The 16971-nt window shown below is 36.1% G+C and carries 9 protein-coding genes, 2 tRNA genes and 3 pseudogenes; 6 read left to right on the top strand and 8 right to left on the bottom strand.

Annotation, left to right across the window (positions count from 1 at the left end; translation table 11 throughout):
* Window positions 1-98 precede the first annotated feature (98 nt).
* Window positions 99-1667 carry a TerC family protein gene (locus tag AC6ER9_RS00300; RefSeq protein ID WP_497074502.1) on the bottom strand — a complete coding sequence of 523 codons (1569 nt, stop codon included), beginning with the start codon at window positions 1665-1667 and terminating at the stop codon, window positions 99-101.
* 433 nt (window positions 1668-2100) lie between these two features.
* Here AC6ER9_RS00300 and AC6ER9_RS00295 point away from each other — a divergent pair.
* Window positions 2101-2176, top strand: a tRNA-Lys gene (locus AC6ER9_RS00295).
* A gap of 455 nt (window positions 2177-2631) precedes the next feature.
* Here the strand turns inward: AC6ER9_RS00295 and AC6ER9_RS00290 are convergent.
* Window positions 2632-3161 (bottom strand): annotated as a pseudogene (locus AC6ER9_RS00290) (helix-turn-helix domain-containing protein).
* Between the two features lie 81 nt (window positions 3162-3242).
* A pseudogene (locus AC6ER9_RS00285) lies at window positions 3243-3793 on the bottom strand (helix-turn-helix domain-containing protein).
* Between the two features lie 131 nt (window positions 3794-3924).
* Between AC6ER9_RS00285 and AC6ER9_RS00280 the strand changes: the two are divergent.
* Window positions 3925-4071, top strand: a pseudogene (locus AC6ER9_RS00280) (helix-turn-helix domain-containing protein); the annotation flags it as partial.
* A gap of 912 nt (window positions 4072-4983) precedes the next feature.
* Here the strand turns inward: AC6ER9_RS00280 and AC6ER9_RS00275 are convergent.
* The 4 genes from AC6ER9_RS00275 to AC6ER9_RS00260 all read right to left on the bottom strand — a co-directional run bounded on the left by AC6ER9_RS00275 (window position 4984) and on the right by AC6ER9_RS00260 (window position 10789).
* Complete coding sequence (locus AC6ER9_RS00275) at window positions 4984-5934, bottom strand: lysylphosphatidylglycerol synthase transmembrane domain-containing protein (protein WP_497074501.1); 951 nt, start codon at window positions 5932-5934, stop codon at window positions 4984-4986.
* A 50-nt stretch (window positions 5935-5984) separates the two neighbouring features.
* Window positions 5985-7706, bottom strand: a complete 1722-nt coding sequence (locus AC6ER9_RS00270; protein ID WP_497074500.1) for a cation:proton antiporter domain-containing protein — start codon at window positions 7704-7706, stop codon at window positions 5985-5987.
* A gap of 100 nt (window positions 7707-7806) precedes the next feature.
* Window positions 7807-10320, bottom strand: coding sequence for a protein translocase subunit SecD (secD, locus tag AC6ER9_RS00265; RefSeq protein ID WP_497074499.1), 2514 nt, complete (start codon window positions 10318-10320; stop codon window positions 7807-7809).
* 91 nt (window positions 10321-10411) lie between these two features.
* Window positions 10412-10789, bottom strand: coding sequence for a hypothetical protein (locus AC6ER9_RS00260; RefSeq protein ID WP_497074498.1), 378 nt, complete (start codon window positions 10787-10789; stop codon window positions 10412-10414).
* 184 nt (window positions 10790-10973) lie between these two features.
* On the opposite strand from AC6ER9_RS00260, the gene AC6ER9_RS00255 reads away from it, so the two are divergent.
* From AC6ER9_RS00255 to AC6ER9_RS00245, 3 genes are all read left to right on the top strand, one after another.
* On the top strand, window positions 10974-13349 hold the full coding sequence (locus AC6ER9_RS00255) for a mechanosensitive ion channel domain-containing protein (RefSeq protein ID WP_497074497.1): 2376 nt from the start codon (window positions 10974-10976) through the stop codon (window positions 13347-13349).
* On the top strand, window positions 13343-13615 hold the full coding sequence (locus AC6ER9_RS00250; RefSeq protein WP_497074496.1) for a hypothetical protein: 273 nt from the start codon (window positions 13343-13345) through the stop codon (window positions 13613-13615). The genes AC6ER9_RS00255 and AC6ER9_RS00250 overlap by 7 nt, the downstream gene beginning before the upstream one ends.
* 576 nt (window positions 13616-14191) lie before the next feature.
* Window positions 14192-15085 (top strand): outer membrane protein, encoded by an 894-nt coding sequence (locus tag AC6ER9_RS00245; protein WP_497074495.1) that lies wholly within the window; start codon window positions 14192-14194, stop codon window positions 15083-15085.
* A gap of 363 nt (window positions 15086-15448) precedes the next feature.
* On the opposite strand, the gene AC6ER9_RS00240 is transcribed toward AC6ER9_RS00245, so the two are convergent.
* Window positions 15449-15534 (bottom strand) — tRNA-Leu (locus tag AC6ER9_RS00240).
* Between the two features lie 159 nt (window positions 15535-15693).
* On the opposite strand from AC6ER9_RS00240, the gene ilvA reads away from it, so the two are divergent.
* Window positions 15694-16959 carry a threonine ammonia-lyase IlvA gene (gene ilvA, locus AC6ER9_RS00235; protein ID WP_497074494.1) on the top strand — a complete coding sequence of 422 codons (1266 nt, stop codon included), beginning with the start codon at window positions 15694-15696 and terminating at the stop codon, window positions 16957-16959.
* Window positions 16960-16971: the final 12 nt, after the last annotated feature.

Genomic DNA, 16971 nt, shown 5'->3' with positions numbered 1-16971 from the left:
GCTTTAAAAAATATAAAGATAATGAAATGTGATTAAGTTATAAACTTCTTATTCTTTTTATGATAAAATTTCTTTACGCATCTCATGTGTTAAAAGAATTAGCTTTTTTCTGGTAGCACAAGTGGAGAAATAAGGATTTTAGAGATATTTCGGCGTTCCATTTCAATCACTTTAAAGCGTAAACCATCCGTTTCAAAACTTTCTCCCTCATTCGGTAAATGACCAAACTGCCAAAGCATAAAGCCTGCCAGAGTCGTATAACGGTCTGCTTCATCAACAAGATTTCGTCCAAGATAACCACTTAAACGGCGGATATCAGCATATCCCTCTACAAGGAGGCTACCATTTTCAAGTTGTTCTGCAATCATGAGTTCTTCATCATCATCAGGAAAATCTCCTGCAATCGCTTCAAGAATATCGGTTGGTGTCGCAATTCCTTCAAAAGATCCATGTTCATCAACAATAATTGCAAGCTGAATCGAAGAATGACGTAATTGCTCCATCAATCGTAAAACACTTGTATTTTCATGAACAACGAGAGGCTCTCGCATAGCTTTTTTCCAATTAATTTTTTTACCTTCAGCCAAATTTAAAAGAAGATCTTTTGTCAATGCAACGCCAACAAACTCATCCACTTTTTCACGCGCAAGAATTAAGCGGCTATGTTTAACCTTTTGTAATTCTTCACGCATTTCATTTTCGTCAGCATTTAAATCTAACCACTCAATTTCATTTCGCGGCGACATGATAGAGCGAACAGGACGATCAGCTAAATCGAGAACACCACGAATCATCTCTTTTTCTTCTGGTCTAAACAACTCAGAAGCTGCAGCTTGTTCAGCAATGACATCTACAGTTTCAGCAAGATGACTATCTTTACTTCCCCCTCCTAAGAGCCTCAAAACAGCATCAGCTGTTCTACTACGTAGATTATTCGTTGTTATCATCTTTTCACGATTACGACGTCCAATTTGATTAAAAGCTTCGATGAGAACAGAAAAACCAATGGCAGCGTATAAATATCCTTTTGGAATATGAAAACCAAACCCTTCAACAATGAGTGAAAAACCAATCATCATCAAAAATCCAAGACAAAGAATTACGATCGTGGGATGACGATTAATAAAACGCATAAGAGCGCCAGAACCACACATCATGACTCCCATAGCAATAATGACAGCGATATACATAACAGCGGCCTGCTCTTTTGCAATCATACCTGTTGCGGTAATAATACTATCGAGTGAAAAAACGGCATCCAGCACAACGACTTGAACAATTACTTGCCAAAAAACAACATAAGAAATATCAGTTTTTCTTTCATGGGATACTCCTTCTAACCTTTCATGTAATTCTAACGTTCCCTTTGCTAGCAAAAAAGCTCCACCACCGATTAAAATAAAACTATGCCAACTAAATACAAAAGATGAAAGTGAAAGAATTATTGTATCGAGTCTCATAACCCATCCAATAACTGTGAGAAGGAAAAGCCGCATAATTAACGCTAAAGTAAGACCTATCAAGCGTGCACGGTTACGCAAATGCAGCGGCAATTTTTCAGCTAAAATTGCAATAAAGATAAGGTTATCTATTCCTAAAACGATTTCGAGAAAAACCAACGTGATTAAACCAAACCACGCATGGAGATTAGTGATCCATTCCATCATTTCTCACCTTTTAAAAGCTTAAAAGCGCGCGATCGATAAAAAAAATTCATGAGCTCTTATTCGTATACTGGATCATAAACACTGAGTGTAAAAAACTTACATTCAATGCCAAAACGACAAAATATTACTTAAATGTATATGATTATTGATAAAACAAAACGACGCCTCACCTTGCTTATAATGACAAGAAGGCTCCTCTGAACTTTGCTCGGGCATTATGCTCGATAATCCTCCAATCATAGATTCCTGTAACAATCAGAACATTTATTTATAGAACCTATTATAATGGGTTTATTTTTATATAAGATCAAGTGGTGAACATCATATTTTTAATCTTACAGACAATGAGGCTATATAAAAACAATAAAATATCTAGACATCTATCCTTAGGGGCGTTATAGAAACGCTTATTCTTATCTTTTGAGAAGCCTATGGGTGATTAGCTCAGTCGGTAGAGCAGCTGACTCTTAATCAGCGGGTCGTGGGTTCGATCCCCTCATCACCCACCATTTTGTTTTAGACTATTGTAGTTTTACACTAGGTTTTGTACTAAGTAGGGTTAGTTAGGAATATGTGATAATTTATTGTTTTTATGTATAAAATTTAGCATTAAATGCGTGTTTTGTCAAAATCAATTTTGATACCTAAAATTGCAAGAAATGCTAAAAAAGAGCGAAAATCGGAATTTGAGCGTAAAAATGAGAGAGAGCTTTGAAAGGTCTTTGAAAATTTTTAAAAAGTCTGTGAAAGCCCAGAAAACTGCCTTTGAAGATCCTTTGAAAAAATCCAATAAAATGTGAAGCGCATTGCAAAATAAACCGAAAATGACCAAAAAAGCAAAAAAGATTTCCATATATGCATGGAAATCTCAAGAAATGTATAAAAAATATTATTTATCAATAAGTTATAGAAATTACTTCATGTAAAAAGATTTCCACTTTCATTTTTCATTTTAAATGATGTTTTAGATGGAATTTTGTGGCGCTTTTAAGTGAGCTTTTCATTTTCAATTTGACGCTTTAAATGAATCTTAAGAAGAGGGAAACTTGCTTCGACTTCTTCCGTGTCGTTGATGTCTTGAACCAGCTCTTGCAGTTTTTTATAAAGTTCCGCCGCGAGTTCCGCTATATCTTCAGGGGGGAGTTTTATGTTTTCATCGCGATAGATTGTATAAGCTATGCGACCAAGTTTTTTCATCAAGCCAGCAGGGATTGTTTGTGGTTTAAAGCCTGCTGCTTTCGCTTTTGCCATGTCTGTAAACATTTCGCCTTCTCCAGTGAGAAGCCAATCTGTAGATATTCCACAACGGTTTTTATATATTCGCAGTATAGATGCAGGGGGGTCGTGTAAACCCGTTTCATAATTGCGCATAGTCGTTTCAGGAATATCAAAATGTTTAGCAAGTTGCTTGCGCTCCTTGAAACCAAGGACAAGGCGTATTTCACATAATCGTTTTGCTATTTCTGTTTGTGGTTCTTTGTTAGGACGTGCCAAAAATGCTCCTTATTTATATTGAGGTATGTTTTAAGTTATAGGATTTTAAAAAGAGATTCCCCCATTGATTTTAGAGAGGCATTACGCCGTATCTTGTGTAGTTTCTAGATGTGCTCTTTCAGCTTCAATTTGACGCTTTAAGTGCAATTTTAGAAGAGGCAAGGTCAGCTCAACTTCTTCCGTGTCGTTGATGTTTTGAACCAGCTCTTGCAGTTTTTTATAAAGTTCGGCCGCGAGTTCCGCTATATCTTCAGGGGGGAGTTTTATATTTTCATCGCGATAGGTTGTATAAGCTATGCGACCAAGTTTTTCATCAAGCCAGAAGGGATCGTTTGTGGTTTAAAGCCTGCTTCTTTTGTTTTGTCCATATCACTAAACATTTCACCTTCACCAGTGAGAAGCCAATGAAAGTCTACGCCATAAATTTTGTGATAGGCAATTGCGATAGATGCTGGTGGCTCATTTATACCAAGCTCATAGTTTGCAAGCGTATTTTTGGCCAAATTAAGAGATTTTGCAAAAGCACCGCGTTCTTCGTTTCCGAGTATTCGTCTTATTTCACGCAACCGCTTTGCCAGTGGTGTTTTAGGTTTTGTTTCTAAACGTACCAAAAAAATACCCATTAAGAACATTTTTCAGGTTGATAAACCAGAAAAATGATTTTGACTATTATTACCGCCCGCTATAGAGGGCAGTTATTACACAATGAACCCCACAAAAGATGGATTGTTGGAGTATCCGTTTTAAGCAGGAGCGAAAGTTTATGGCTATCACACAAACATGGGATCGCCATAGTATTTTGGCTGAGCTACGCCGCCGGAATATGACCTTGGCGAAGCTCGCAAAAGCATATCAAATACCCTCATCCAGTGTCAAAAACATTTGGACACGGTCTAATGAGAAAGCTGATTCAAATGACAATGAAACCGAATGTGAAGGAGATAAAGTGGCAAAGAGACAAGTTGTCCCTTTGCCAAATGATGGTGATTTAAATGGCAAAATGCAAAGTTTACACTTTGCTACACATATTGCTGATAGGATTGGTTTATCGAAAGAGTCGGTGAAACTCCTCAACCGTATTGCCCAGCATTTACAGCCGGAGTTGCGGTCTGTTTTGCGGGGGACCACCTTGGCGGATAATCAAGCGCAGTTGTTAAAGTTAGCAAAGATGGAGCCGGTTGCGCAGCGGTGGGTGGCGATTGCTTTGCAACAGGTTGAGGGAGATTTGCGGCGGGCTGTTGATTTGGTCAATGGGGTTAATATACCCCCGAAAATTAAGGATGAGCGATATTAAAAAAAAGATATGTAATCGGTTGCACGATGGTATTTTTTGTTCTTTGTGAGAGGCATGACTTTGTTTAAAACATGATAAATAAAAGTATGACGTATATGTATATACACTATTACTACATATTTTTTATGATCGTTTAGAAGAAATTCGTTTATTATTTTCTTTTATTAAAAGTGTATTTAATTTTTTTAATTTATATTTTTTTCTACAACAATTATATACTTTATCTAATATTGAATTCGATTACAGCATTAAAAATTATCTCTAATATTTTATAGGCTTAACGGTTCATTGAAGCTTATAGAAGAAATTGTTTTTCTTTACGGAGAGATATTTTCAAGTTTATGGGAGTTTTTTTAAGAAAAGTATATTTTTATGTTTTTTATAGAGTAGGATTCTTATAAAAAAGGCGCTTAAAGGCCCAATATAAAAAAGATAAATACAAATAGTGATTGTATTAATTCATATATGCAACTAAACTTCTACATGATGACTATTTATATATGAAAAAAATTATTGATAGGATCTCATTTATTCAGGTGGTATTTTGACTCTCTTCAAATATTGTTGCGTTTCAAAAATGGCAACCACAAATAATGAAATGATGAGGGGTATGATCAAATAAAGTATTCTAAAGACAATAAGTGCTGCGATAACATCGGTTGGATTTGTATTGGGCATGCCCGTTATGAAGAGAGCTTCAAGAACACCTACGCCACCTGCTGGAGCGTTAGAGAGAAGTGTTATCGTAAAAGATGCTAGGAAAACTCCAAGAACAGAAATAAAATGAATATCTGTATTGTGTGGGAGGACAGCATATATAATTCCTGCGGCCCCTAAAAGCTCTAAGGGGCTAACGAGGAGCTGCTGAATAACAATTTTTAACCGTGGATAGGAAAGCTGAATTTTCTTGCCCAAGCGTAAGGGTTTCAATTGAAGCCAGCTCCCAAATGTATAAAGTGCTATGAAACTGAGTAAAATCACCCCAACTGTCGTTCCAAGCCATTGAGGAAGCTCTTCATGAATGAGAGAGATAATTTCAGGTTGCAGAATTAAAACGATCCCCAACAACAAGATTGTGCCGATTACAAAGGTAAAAGAGCAAAAACCTACTAATATTGCGATTTCTGTTCCATTTAATCCCTTCATTTTATAGGCACGATAACGCACGACGGCTCCAGAAAAAACTGAAGCACCAATATTGTGTGAAAGAGCGTAAGTTGTAAATGAACATATAGCAATAAAAATCCAAGAAATTTTATGGCCCAGATGTTGTAAGGCAATGCGATCATATCCAGCAAGAGCAGCATAAGCAAGCAGAGAACATAAACAGGCTAATAACCAGTGCTGTGCATTTAAATCGCCCAAACGTTCCAATACATCCCCAAACGAAATGGCAGAGAGCTTTATATAAAGAATCCGAATAGATATCAACATTGCTAAGATACCAATTAAGGGCCATATAAATTGCTTTATTTTCACGCTTTTTTATCCATTTGTTTTTTATAAACATTTCATAATGTGCATATTCTCTACAGATCTTTAGATCTTTGTTCCATTATATGCTCTATAATGCCATTGGCAATTTCTTCATCATCCGTTACTACAACATCAGCACCTAAATCAATGAGATAAGCTGTTTCTGTATCGGATAATGCATGTGTGATTATCTGGATGTCATTCTTCATATCACGTATATTTACGATACATTCTCCTACTTCAATGGTACTTCGCATTGTAATAACAACTTTCTCTGCATGACTGATATTTGCTGCGTTCATTATTTCTTGTTGAATGATATTGCCGCAAATAGCTTCAAAACCATCTAAAATGGCTTTATCAGCAAGGCGTTTTGATTCTTCCACAATCACTATAGGTTTATCACTATTTATTAAAGATAATGCAACATACTGACCAATACGACCATAGCCAATAATGACGATATGGTTGTTTTTTAAGGTCACTGGTAAAGAATCTTGGTCAGGATCTTGTGGATCAATATCAATAATTGTTTGGGCATTTTGTGAAGAAACAGAAAGTTTTTCTAGATGTTTTTTAATTTTATTACAGGCAATAAAAACAAGAGGATTGAGCAAAATAGAAAAAATTGCTCCTCCAAGAATTAAATCGTGAGCGTCATTGTTTAAAAGCCCTAAGCTTAAACTTAAGCCAGCAAGAATAAAGGAAAATTCTCCGATTTGAGCGAGGCTTGCCGAAATCGTCAAAGCTGTTGCATTAGAATAGCGAAAAGCTTTAATGATGAAAAAGGCAACAGCAGATTTTCCAATGACGATAATGAATAAGGTAGCTAAGAGAGGGAAAAAATGAGTCAAGAGTTTTTCTGGATCAAATAACATGCCTACAGAAACAAAAAAGAGAACAGAAAAAGCATCGCGCAGTGGTAAGGATTCTTCAGCAGCATGGTGGCTTAATTCTGATTCGCTCATAACCATACCGGCAAAAAAAGCACCAAGGGAAAGAGACACTCCAAATAAATGAGCTGCTCCGAAAGCCACACCTAGGGTAATAGCAAAGACACTAAGACGGAATAACTCACGTGATCCTGATTGTGCGCTCATTTTTAAAAGCCATGGAATAACGCGTCGCCCAATGATGAGCATCAGTGCGATAAATATAATCACTTTCAGAATGGTGAGACCCAAAATACCCCAAATGCTTAAATCTAACCATTGAACGAGAGGGTCCAAGGCCTCTTTATTTGTATTTTTGAGGATGCTTGCTAAGGATGGGATGAGGACAAGTATAAGGACCATTGCTAAATCTTCAATAATCAACCATCCAACGGCAATGCGGCCTTTTTCTGTTTCAATAAGATGACGCTCTTGCAAAGCACGTAGCAGGATAACAGTACTTGCTATGGATAAAGCAAGACCGAAGATCAAACTACCGCTGAAGTCCCACCCCATAATCAGACCAAGGCACAAGCCTAGAAAAGTAGAAAATGCCATTTGTGCAAGAGCTGCGGGGACAGCAATCGCTTTGACAGATAAAAGATCTTTCAAGGAAAAGTGTAGCCCAACACCAAACATGAGCAAAATAATACCAATTTCAGCAAGTTGACTGATAATAACGGAATCTATTTTAAATCCGCCTGTATTGGGCCCCACAATAACACCGGCTAATAAGTAGCCGACGAGAGGGGAAATTCGCAAACGGCTAGCAATCATTCCCAAGAGAAATGCTAAACATAAACCGGCAACAATAGTTGTGATAAGGGGGGTGTCATGGAGCATAGGTTATTGACTATTCTTGATCAAAAAGCGAATGAATAAAAATGCCTCTTGTTTTTTTGAAAAGGAAGGAATGATGTATCATACGCATTAAAGGACATTTTCATTTTTCTTTAGTATTTACACGATTATTTCGTTCACGCCACCAGTTTCCTAGCAAAAGTAAAATAGGAGCAGCAATAAAGATAGAAGATGATGTTGCAACAACAATCCCAAAGACCATGGGCACTGCAAAATTATGAACGGCACTTCCACCCCATATTGCCATAGGAAGCATAGCAAGAATTGTTGTGGCCGATGTAAAAAAACAACGGACAAGAACCTGATTAATGGACAGATCAATGAGCTCTTGCAACGACATTTTTTTATAAAGACGTATATTTTCGCGCATTCTATCATAGACAACAACCTTATCATTTATAGAATACCCAACAATTGTTAAGAGTGCCGCGATGGCTGTTAAATTAAAATCAAATTGAAATAAAGCAAAAAAACCAATCATTTTTGTGGTGTCTAGAATGAGTGTGACAATGGCGCCAATGGCAAAGAACCATTCAAAGCGTAACCATATATAGAGTGTCATGGCAATAGCTGCAAGAATAACAGCCGTAAAAGCTGCTGTGGCAAGCTCGCCTGAAATTTTAGGGCCAACAACTTCTATTTGGTCAAATGTGGTATCAGGATAGATCTTTTGTACAGCTGTTTTGACCTTATCAATGGCGATAGTTTGTTGTGTTTCGCCACCATTTTGTTTCTGCATGCGAATGAGTACGGTATTTTCATTATCAATATTTTGCAGCGTAATTTCACCAATATTAAGGGTAGAAAGCTTGGAACGCAGAGTTGCTAGATCTGCTGGTGCTTTCGTGGTAATACTCATTTGGCTCCCGCCAATGAAATCAATGCCGAAATTCAAGCCAGGTTTAAAGAAGAGAAAAACTGAAGCCATTGATAAAACAATTGAGATGCCAATACCCAAAAAGCGTGCTTTCATAAAGTGGAAAGTTGTATTTTCGGGAAGAATGTTGAAAGCAGAGTGAATATGCAATTTTTTAATTTTCCATTTACGAACAATCCAAATCATGATGATGCGTACAATGGTGATATTGGTGAACATGGAAATGATAATACCAAGCAACATGGTTACGGCAAAACCACGAACGGGACCGGTACCAAACCAAAAAAGTAAAACAGTCGCTATAATTGCTGTAACATTGGCATCAACAATGGTTGCAAAAGCCTGTTTAAAACCACGATCTAGAGCTGCAAAAGCACTCATACCTTTTCGACTTTCTTCACGGATACGTTCATTGATGAGAATATTCGCATCAACGGCAATACCGATGCCTAAGATAATACCGGCAATACCAGGTAGGGTCAGTGTTGCTCCGAGGAGACTGAGGGCTGCAAATGTTAAAATCGTATGGAGCGCTAGCGCTATATTGGCAATTAGCCCCCAAACCCGGTAGAGAAGAAAAATAAAAACTGCAACAAGAATAAAGCCGATTATGCCGGTGTAAAGTCCCATTTGAATAGCATCAGCACCAAGATTTGGACCTACGGTCCTCTCTTCAATGACTGTGAGTGGGGCGGGGAGAGAGCCAGCACGGAGCAGTGCAGCGAGAGTTGAGGCTTCTTTAGGGTCAAAATTTCCTGTAATTTGACCTTGGCCGTTGGGAATGACACTATTGATAATAGGAGCGGTTAAAACCTTATGATCAAGAACAATGGCAAAAGGGCGGTTAATATTTTGTCGTGTTATATCGGCAAATATTTTTGCACCAGCAGAATCTAGCGTGAATGAAATAATAGAACGTCCAGGCATTTGCGGATCAAAACCTGCGCGGGCGTCTTTTAGAACATTTCCATCTAAAGCGATTTGATCATAAATCGCAAAATGTTGTGTTTCATCCGTATATCCAGGAAGAATAGAAACACCTATAGGAGGATTATTGAGGTCCACATTAGAGGGAACAAGATGAAAACTCATTTTAGCGGTCGTGCCTAAAAGATCTCGCAGTTGTTTTGGATCTTGTAAGCCTGGTAATTGGACCATAATACGATCATTTCCAACTTTTTGGATTGCGGGTTCTGAAACCCCCACTTGATCAATACGACGACGGATGATTTCTAAGCTTTGTTCAATAGCGTTGCTTATACGATCTTTTATTCCCGCTTCTGTTAATGTGACACGGAGCATTTCATTTTCAGCGCTGATCGCGATATTATGCTCTGTCGTCCCAAAGCTACTATGGATGGGGGTTATTAATGTTTTTAAAGCAGAGAGTGCTTTTTCAGTTTGTGATGAATCAGAAATAAGGGCAACAACGCTATCTTCGATGATACGCACACTTGAGGTACGGATTTGTTTTTCACGCAATGTATTGCGCACATTGCTTAAAACAATGTGTAATTGATCGCGTTTTAACGTTTTGCTATCAACCTCGAGCAAGAGAGAAGAGCCTCCTTGAAGATCAAGACCAAGGGCGACACGAGTATTGGGTAAGAATTTAGAATTTTTAACTTGCTCGTATGAAAATAAATTGGGTAAGGCAATATAAATGCTACTTAAAAGAATAAAGCAATAAAGAGTAGTTAACCAACCAGGTGTACGCATGATATATTCCGCTAATAGGCAATCTAACAGTGATCCAAAGTTAAAAGCACAAATAAAATAAGATAATTGTTTTATAATTCAAGGAAGAGGATTAGGGAGAGCAATGGGGAGGAGCACGTTTATTAGAGAAATATTGTGTTTGAAGATCACGAAGTATTGCATAACTAACAGGAATTTCTGTTGAAAAGCGATCCAATGTAAGAGTTTTTTGAAAGTTCCTCATAGAAATAGGTTCTGCGTGGAGTGTTACACGTTTTTTAGCTTCAGTTATAGGAACATTCAACTGATCACACTTGTTTTGTGAAACAAATCTATTCGTTTTAATGATATTACTGTTATGTGATTGTTTGATTAAAGAAGTACGCGTTCCTAAGTTACTCGTCAAGAATACACCCAAACTGGATAGAAAAATCCACGTTGTAAAAGGGAGAAGATTTTCTTTTTTGCAAGAGAGGTGCAAAAAAAACATGTGAGAGTGCCTTCTTTAATCTTAATGGAGTTTAGCTTACAATTATCCTTTTCTTTTATCTTATTACCAGTATTATAGGTTAAGGGAAAGCTTTTATGAGATTATTCTATAAAAGTTGAAAATATTTGCTTTATACATATTTAAAAAAAGGCTATAAAATCCTTTTTGTACATATAAGGTAGATATGTATTCATTCTGTATAAAAAACGCCCCTATACTTTTTCTTTTTTTGGGGATCATTTTTGTTTCTAATTCTGGTGCTTGGGGAAATGGGGAAGCACAACATACAATTGTCGAACAAACAATAGATTCTTATTCGGTTGATGAAATTATTCAGCAACAACAGTTGACTATTAAGACTCTTGAAGAAAACACTGAAACTTTAAAAAGAGACTTTGATAAAAAATTAGAGGACGAACGTGCTTTAGAAGAATTGCGGTTACGTGCCCAAGATATCCGTGAACGGGTGATTGATGCGGCATTTGTTTTGCGTTTTCCTCTTAATGAAATTAATGCACTTCTTGATCAATTAACGGAGATCCATCATGACGTCAAAAAACTGAAGAATTCAGTGAAAGAATATTCTTACTTAATAGAGCAAAAAGCTAAAATTAATCGTATCATGCTTCGGTTTGAGGCAGTTTTCTTGGCAACAAATAGAATAGCTGAACTTTCTATTTCTCAATCTCGTGAGCTTTTTAAACGCACCCTTACCGATAGGCTTGAGTTTTCGATCCCGATGGTTAAACATCTTGTGCAGAAAACAAAAGAGGCTTCATTAGATTTTCTTTTGTTGTTGAGCTCTTGGTGGAATTTTATATTTTATTTCAAGTTGTTGCAGTTATTTCTTTCCTTTTTGATTCCACTTTTTATCACTTTGGGACTTTCATATTTTTCTCGTAAGATTCTTGTTCATGTATACTGCCATTTTACCAAGTCTAACGAAGGAATATCTTATTTACAACGCTTACTGATCGCCTTTATTTCAGTTCTCCTCCCTTCGCTTGTCTGCATTCTTTGCGTTTATCTTGTGTTGTTTTTATTTCGTCAGTTTAACTTAGATCCAGGTAAGCTCACACCAGTTTTTGATATGATCGGTTGTCAAATTATTTTAGTTTTTTTAATCAATCGGTTATCGGTTATTCTTTTATCATTGAATACGCCCTCTTTACGTCTTTTCAATATTGCACCATCATCTGCTTATCAATTAGTGATTTTGCTGACTTCTTTAGGGGTTGTTTTGGCATTTGATGCTATTTTTGATAGTATTTATCAAATTATTTCAGCGCCTCTATCTTTGACAATTGCTAAAAGTTTTATTGCTGTTTTCTTTGTTGCGATCTTACTGTTTACAATAGCATTTTTGCCTTTGCGGTTTAGACGTCAATCTTTTCAAGGAGAGAAAAGAAAAGCATATTTTTGGCCATTTTATATACGCATTCCTTTTATTGGCTTGGGATTATTGCTCTTTGTATTGAATTTTTTAGGCTATGTTGGTCTCGCGCGTTTTATTATGCAGCAAATTATGATTGGTGGAGCATTTTTAGTTCTCATGTATTTAGGCATAAAAAGCGCTCAAGAAATTGGAACTAAAGGCCAATTTATGAAAACAACGATTGGTTGTCTTTTAATGCAGAGGTTTCACTTAGAAGAAAAAACGATGAATCAGTTGGGAATTGTTGTGAGCATTTTTCTCAATTTGTTTGTTGTTGTATTTTGTGCAATGCCAATTGCTGTACAATTTGGATTTTCTTATTCTGATTTGAAAGCAGTTTTGTGGCAATCAGTGACCGGTTTTCAGATCGGAAATATGACTTTTTCTTTGATTTCTCTTTTAACAGGAATTGTCTCTTTTAGTGTCTGCTGGTTTCTTATTCGCCGCTTTATTGGTTGGTTAGATTATGTGGTGTTGGCCCATGGAGAATTTGATTCTGGTATCCGTAATTCTATTAAAACAGTGATCAGTTATGGGGGCCTTGCTGTGTCTGTTTTGATAGGATTATCAATGGCAGGTTTGGATCTTAGAAATTTTGCTCTTATTGCTGGAGGACTTTCACTTGGTATCGGTTTTGGTTTACAGAACATTGTGCAAAATTTTGTCTCTGGACTTATTATTTTAGTTGGAAGACCATTTAAAATAGGAGACTATATAGAATCTGGAGCGGTTGGTGGTGTTGTTAAGCGTATTAGTGTGCGTGCAACAGAACTTGAGACAATTCAGCGTAAAACCATTATTATTCCCAATTCAAGTCTTATTAATAATAACGTTAGTAATTGGACACGACGCAATAAAGTAGGACGAATTGATATTCCTGTTACGGTATCCTCTAAAGTTGCTCCAGAGCATGTTGTTGAAATTTTATTAGAGATAGCTACTTCGACAGAAGGTGTTTTAAAAAATCCTATTCCGCAGGTGAGCTTTACGGCATTTGATGGGAAGAGTTTTTCATTTAATTTGGCTATTTATGTGCCGAATATTACTTCACCTTCTCATGTAACTAATGCTCTTCGATTTGTCTTATATAAGCGTTTTTCTGAGGAAGGAATCTTAGAATGTTGAGATATATTTATGCTTTGATTACTCTTGCTTTGTTAAATATTTCTACCGTAACGGCTTTTGCTGCAACAGTGAAGAATACTGATTTTAAAATACATTCTATCATTGTTGTTGAGGGAAGTATACCTTCAAAGTTTTCTTTAAATACGCATCAAATATTAACAATTTGTATGAAGGGATGTTTTATCACTTTTCCTAATAAAGATCGTTTTGCAATAAAGGCAGATGATACGATAGAAATTACTAGGGGAAGAGCAATTTTTAAATAAAATAATTGAAAACTTTTGTTTGGAGACAAGTGGCAGAAGGATAATAAAACTGTCTGTATTCGTCATCTTATCCTTTGAAATTCGTAGGAAAAAAAGGGAGACTTTTAGTGTAAGATAGGTGCTATGTTATATATAAAAGGAATCTATAGTATGGACTTTTGATATAACATATTGATCTATATTGATAATAATTTTCATAAATATTGATTTTCTAAAAATAGTTACATCATTTTTAAAAACTTTAATAGTTTACCTCATGATAAAGATACATAGAATATTCTTTTTTGTATTTTTTGTGAGATAAATTTGATGCAAAATGTTTTATTATTACTCATTTTAAAATATATAATAGATTCTTTTATTAAATGTTCATTTGTTTAAGTATTTATATTCTAATATTTTTAAATTTATTAAAATTTATTTGCTAAACTTTAATTTTGATGTTATACTTATGTATTTATTTCAATGTAATTATAAAGGAGTACATGCTATTTTTCTGCATAAGATTTTATAAAACTTTGTTTTTCTAAATGTGATTTTTGATTATATTTAAATTTAACAATAGGGTATAATTTTATGAATACAAAATTTCTAACAACATCTGTTTTTTCTTTTATGACACTTTCTATAGTACAGGCAGCAGATGTGGTGGTTCCAGAAGAGCCAGTACATGTTGTTTCAGAAGTTGTTGCTTCTTCACCTTTTTCTTGGGCCGGTTTTTATTTTGGGGGTCAAGTTGGTGGCTTTTCCAGTAAAACTTCTGCAACAACGCGTGATGTTAATATCCCTCTCTATCCTGATGAGCGGAGTAAAAGTAAACCATGGGTTCCCGTTGAGAAGCAGTATATGCCTGAACTTTCTGGGTTTGTAGGTGGTTTATATACGGGTGTGAATTTTGATCTTGGTCATAATTGGATTGTTGGGCTTGATACGGATATTCTTTTAACGGAAAAAAAGGATACAAAGACGAAACTTCACGCTGAGAAATCAAGCTCTGGTGAAACGGGCTCTCGTCCTGAAAGTACAGAAAATGGAAATGGAAAAAAGGCCCATCTTGATAGTGAACACGAAGGCTCTTCTCGATCTGATTCAGAGGATAAAGAAGAGAAAAATAATTTAACTTTTAATCATACGTTAAAACAAAAATGGACGGGTGCCACACGGGTGCGTGTTGGGGTTTCTGCTGGTCGGGTGATGCCTTATCTTGCTGGTGGTGTTGCTTATGGGAAATTTGAAGATATTTTATCGACAGTCATTACGGGAAATGAGCCCTTTAATAAGACAGTGGATGTTACAAAAACGATGATTGGTTATACGCTTGGTGGTGGTATTGATTTTGCAATGGCAGATAATTTTGTTGTACGTATGGAATATCGTTACTCAGATTTTGGTAAAAAGAAATTTAAAGATGAAATTGAAGTTAAGTATAAGACAAATGACTTTCGTGCAGGGATAGCTTACAAATTTTAGTTTTTATGGAAATAAAGAAGCTCAAGTTTTAAGAGGTCTTATCTTTGATAGGGCCTTTATCTTTTGAAATTTTATACATTGTAAATGCTATTTTAGGATGAAGCAGAGGAATCTGATTTTGAGTGATTATGATCAGGTAGAAAAAGTTACTCAGATTATTAATTGTTAAGAATGAAGTTTCTTTATATTGTAAGGTATGGCTAAGATATTCCTTGTTAAAGAAGACATGATTCGTATTTTAGTACTATCTCATTACCATCTGATAGCGTTATGGATAGGTTTTTAAAAGGTGGTTTAGAAGGTGGTTTAATTTTTTCTGATTTCTAATAAATTGCTGAAGAATAAAAGAAAATCCACATGTTGTGGTGCGGACGGCGGGACTTGAACCCGCAAGGTCTTCGACCGGCAGATTTTAAGTCTGCTATGTTTACCGTTTTCATCACGTCCGCGATGAGAGTTCTCTCATAAGCTATATCTTTTATTGAATCAAGAATTAATGATAAAAGAAAAGAAATCATTTTTTTGTGAAATTTTGACTGACAATGATTTTCTTTATCGCTAGAAGAAGTTTGTATAATATAAACAAAGCATGAAATGATCAGAGGGTTATGAGTCAATTTATTCAAGATGTTACAAAAGCTATGGTGGGATTGCATCATGTGTTTGCTGAAACACCGCTTCAAAGAAATGATTTTTTGAGCCAAAAATATGATGCAGAAATTTATTTGAAGCGTGAAGATTTAACACCGGTGCGATCTTATAAGATTCGTGGTGCTTTTAATTTTGTTTCAGAAATGCTGAGCAGTATATCGTCAGATTCTGCGTTTGTGTGCGCTTCAGCGGGGAATCACGCGCAAGGAGTTTCTTTTGTTTGTCGTTATTTTAAACGTAAAGGCGTGATTTTTATGCCTATGACAACGCCACAACAAAAAATTGAGAAAACACGTATTTTTGGTAAAGAGTTTATTGATATTCGTTTGGTAGGTGAAACATTTGATCAATGTTATGAAGCTGCCCAATCCTTTATCGTGGAGAGCGGTGGTGTCATGGCTCCACCTTTTGATGATCTTCGCATTATTACGGGGCAGGCAACTGTTCTCTGCGAAGCTGCTTTACAATGGAAAAAACTCAATGAAGAAAGTGAGCCGGATTTAGTAATTGTACCGGTAGGGGGTGGGGGATTGGCAAGTGGCGTGAGTAAGTTTTTACGTGAATATGGTTGGAAAACAAAGCTTCGCTTTGTTGAGCCCCAAAGAGCTGCAAGTTTACTTGCTTGTTTGGAAAATGGAAAACGGGTCAAACTGGAAAATATTGATACTTTTGTAGATGGGGCAGCTGTGGCTGAAATTGGTGCTCTAAACTATACAATTCTAAAGCATTTTTCTCCTGATTCTGTTATTACAGTTCCTGAAAATCGCGTTTGTTCTACGATGGTTGAAATGCTTAACGTAGAAGGGGTGGTTCTTGAACCGGCTGGTGCTTTATCGATTGATGCGCTTAACAGTATTCCTCCGCAAGAATTAAAGGGTAAAAAAGTCCTTCTCGTTATTTCAGGAGGTAATTTTGATTTTGAACGTTTGCCAGAGATTAAAGAGCGTTCTTTACGTTTCCAAGGCTTGAGAAAATATTTTATTTTTAGTTTTCCGCAACATCCTGGTGCATTGCGTCATTTTCTTTCCACATTATCACCCGATGATGATATTGTGCGTTTTGAATATCTTAAAAAATCAGCGAGAAACTTTGGTTCTGTATTGGTTGCGATTGAAACAAAAAAATACAATAATTTCCGTCTATTAGAAGAAAAATTTCAAACGTTAGGTTGGCGCTATCGTGATATTACGGATGATCAAACATTATTTGATTTTGTTATTTGAAAAATGGAAATT

The organism is Bartonella sp. SL317, from assembly GCF_059687655.1.
Note: the sequence above shows the minus strand (reverse complement) of the source record. Positions and strands in the feature narration are given on the sequence as shown.

Bases quoted from the DNA above. Each gene is read 5' to 3' on its own strand.
- AC6ER9_RS00300 (WP_497074502.1), bottom strand. From the start codon at position 1,667: ATGATGGAATGGATCACTAATCTCCATGCGTGGTTTGGTTTAATCACG.
- AC6ER9_RS00270 (WP_497074500.1), bottom strand. From the start codon at position 7,706: ATGCTCCATGACACCCCCCTTATCACAACTATTGTTGCCGGTTTATGT.
- secD (WP_497074499.1), bottom strand. From the start codon at position 10,320: ATGCGTACACCTGGTTGGTTAACTACTCTTTATTGCTTTATTCTTTTA.
- AC6ER9_RS00260 (WP_497074498.1), bottom strand. From the start codon at position 10,789: ATGTTTTTTTTGCACCTCTCTTGCAAAAAAGAAAATCTTCTCCCTTTT.
- AC6ER9_RS00255 (WP_497074497.1), top strand. From the start codon at position 10,974: ATGTATTCATTCTGTATAAAAAACGCCCCTATACTTTTTCTTTTTTTG.
- AC6ER9_RS00250 (WP_497074496.1), top strand. From the start codon at position 13,343: ATGTTGAGATATATTTATGCTTTGATTACTCTTGCTTTGTTAAATATT.
- AC6ER9_RS00245 (WP_497074495.1), top strand. From the start codon at position 14,192: ATGAATACAAAATTTCTAACAACATCTGTTTTTTCTTTTATGACACTT.
- ilvA (WP_497074494.1), top strand. From the start codon at position 15,694: ATGAGTCAATTTATTCAAGATGTTACAAAAGCTATGGTGGGATTGCAT.